The 2,577-nt window shown below is 32.2% G+C and carries 4 protein-coding genes; 3 read left to right on the forward strand and 1 reads right to left on the reverse strand.

Features of this window, described 5'->3' with window-relative positions:
* The 3 genes from HMPREF2984_RS02355 to HMPREF2984_RS09840 all read left to right on the forward strand — a co-directional run.
* The coding region (locus tag HMPREF2984_RS02355; protein ID WP_070670263.1) for a restriction endonuclease subunit S at positions 1 to 594 on the forward strand (594 nt) is incomplete at its 5' end.
* 56 nt (positions 595 to 650) lie between these two features.
* Entirely contained in the window at positions 651 to 1,448 is a 798-nt protein-coding gene (gene psrA / locus HMPREF2984_RS02360) for a tyrosine-type DNA invertase PsrA (RefSeq protein WP_070670265.1), read from the forward strand.
* A gap of 333 nt (positions 1,449 to 1,781) precedes the next feature.
* Positions 1,782 to 2,036, forward strand: a complete 255-nt coding sequence (locus tag HMPREF2984_RS09840) for a restriction endonuclease subunit S (protein WP_257362369.1) — start codon at positions 1,782 to 1,784, stop codon at positions 2,034 to 2,036.
* Here the strand turns inward: HMPREF2984_RS09840 and HMPREF2984_RS02365 are convergent.
* Positions 1,990 to 2,577: restriction endonuclease subunit S (locus tag HMPREF2984_RS02365; protein WP_180363931.1), on the reverse strand; the 588-nt coding region annotated here is incomplete at its 5' end. The genes HMPREF2984_RS09840 and HMPREF2984_RS02365 overlap by 47 nt on opposite strands.

The raw sequence follows: 2,577 nt of genomic DNA on the forward strand, positions 1-2,577 counted from the left end.
ATTGTTTCTCAAGGAGATGATAACTCTCCTTATGAGGAAGTACCCTATGAAATACCAGTAAGTTGGGAGTGGGTGAGGTTAAACGATATAACCTCCTACATTCAACGAGGGAAATCTCCAAAATATTCAAATATTCCTATGTACCCTGTGATTGCTCAGAAATGTAACCAATGGTCTGGTTTTTCCATTGACTTAGCAAAATTTATTGCTCCTGAAACAGTTAATAGTTATCAGGAAGAAAGATTATTAAGAGATGGTGATTTAATGTGGAATTCAACAGGTTTAGGTACGTTAGGAAGATTAGCTATTTACAGTGAAAATAAAAATCCTTATGGATGGGCTGTTGCAGATAGCCATGTTACAGTCATAAGAGTCTTATCGGGATTTATTAACTACCATTTCATCTATAATTTTCTTTCCTCTCCTATTGTGCAGTCAGTTATTGAAGAAAAAGCATCGGGTAGTACAAAACAAAAAGAATTATTAACGAAAACTATAAAAGAATATCTAATTCCTCTCCCCCCACTATCCGAACAATCCAGAATCGTTGATAAAATCGAACAATCTTTCAATATCATTGACGCACTAATTTAGTATAATAGTTTTACGTGCGGTGGAATTTCTATCAAACATAAGATAGGAGTTTTACATTGAAAGATTTTGAATTACATTTGAAGAAAGCTGGTTTAGCTGAAAATACTGTGCGTTCGTACCTTTATGGTGTTCGATTTTTCTTGGAAAATTACGAACTCAAAATGGAAGATTTATTTGAATACAAAGGATATTTATTAGACAATTTTAAACCTAAAACTATCAATTTGCGACTACAAGGAGTAAATAAATATCTGGCTTTTATTGGTCATGATGATTTGAAATTAAAATTTGTCAAAGTACAGCAAAAGCCATTCTTAGAAGATGTCATTAGTCATGCTGATTATCTTTTTCTTAAACGTAGTTTGAAAAAAGATGGTATTTTAAAATGGCATTTTGTTGTATGGTTTTTAGGTGCAACTGGAGCTCGTGTAAGTGAACTTATTAAATTAAAAGTAGAACATGTTGAAATTGGTTGTTTTGATATTTACTCAAAAGGTGGTAAAATTCGTAGACTGTACATTCCTAAAAGATTAAGAAATAGTTGTCTAAAATGGTTAGAGACAGAAAATCGCCGAAGTGGTTACTTATTTTTGAACAAATTTAACGAACCAATTACAGCAAGAGGAGTTGCTCAACAGTTAAAAAATTATGCGGATAAATACAAAATGAATCCTAAAGTAATTTACCCTCATTCTTTTAGGCATTTATTTGCTAAGAATTTTTTAGAGAAGTATAACGATATCGCTTTGCTTGCAGATTTGATGGGACACGAAAGCATAGAAACTACTCGAATCTATCTAAGGAAAACAGCTACTGAACAACAAAATATTGTAGATAAAATTGTTAATTGGTAAAAAATAGCAGGAAGTCGGATAAACTTTCTGCTATTTTTGTGATTATGGCTCTCCTTATGGGAAGATACCAGAAAACTGGCTTCTCTCAACTCTAGATAGTGTATCCAATCTTTACACTGGAAACAGTATTAACGCTACTGAAAAGAAAAAATATTTTTCTGGAGTAGATGGGGTTAATTATATCGCAACCAAGGATGTCAATTTTGATAGCACTATTAATTATGATAACGGCATTAGAATTCCCGATAGATATTTATCAAAATTCAAAATCAGCTATTCCAATTCTGTATTGCTGTGCTTAGAAGGTGGTAGTGCTGGACGCAAAATAGGGTTATTGGAACAGTTTGTTTCGGTAATAAATTATGTAGCCTATCCTTTTATTATGGAGAAAATAAATGGCTCTACTATTTTCTTCAAAGCCCGCAATTTCTCAGTGATTTTCAGGAGAGTAAATCTGGTATAATTGGTGGAGTTAGTATCAAAAATTTAGGAAACATAACAATTTCTCTACCTCCTCAAAAAGAACAGAAATGCACTAGTTCTAAAGTTGAGAAACTTTTTGAAAAAGTAAATCAACTTTGGAAATGATTCTTCTCATCTCTTCATGGTTAGAAATAGGGATTAATAACTCAGAAATACTGGTACTATTTAATGTTTTTCCTTTAATAGCATCTTTAGAATTGCCTGAAGTAGAGATAAGTGGCAAAAATATCATCAAGTAATCTCTGATAATATTTTCTTTATTAGCATAGGGGAATATCGATATAATAGCTTCATTATGAGTGGCAGGAATATCCAATATGGCGACTTTTCCAATAGATAATTTAAAACTCATTAATAAAGTTCCTTTAGGTGAAATGTCTATTTTCTTTGATTTTAATGCTAATTTAGAAATAGATTCTCTCGTATTAGTTACATAACCAGATATAGGCATATCTGATATAGATACCCAAGGTATTTCAGTTCCCCAAAAAGTAGCTTCACTGCGTGGAGGAGTTTTTCCTATTCTGAAGTTAACTAGGCTAGCAAATTTAATATATCTCCATGCTTCTGGGATTTCATATACAGGATAAGAGGTTGTTTCATCTTTGTTCCCATAAGGAGAGTTATCATCTCCTTGAGAAACAAT

Origin of the sequence: Streptococcus sp. HMSC066E07 (genome assembly GCF_001814695.1) — a bacterium.
Classification (GTDB): Bacteria; Bacillota; Bacilli; order Lactobacillales; family Streptococcaceae; genus Streptococcus; species Streptococcus hominis.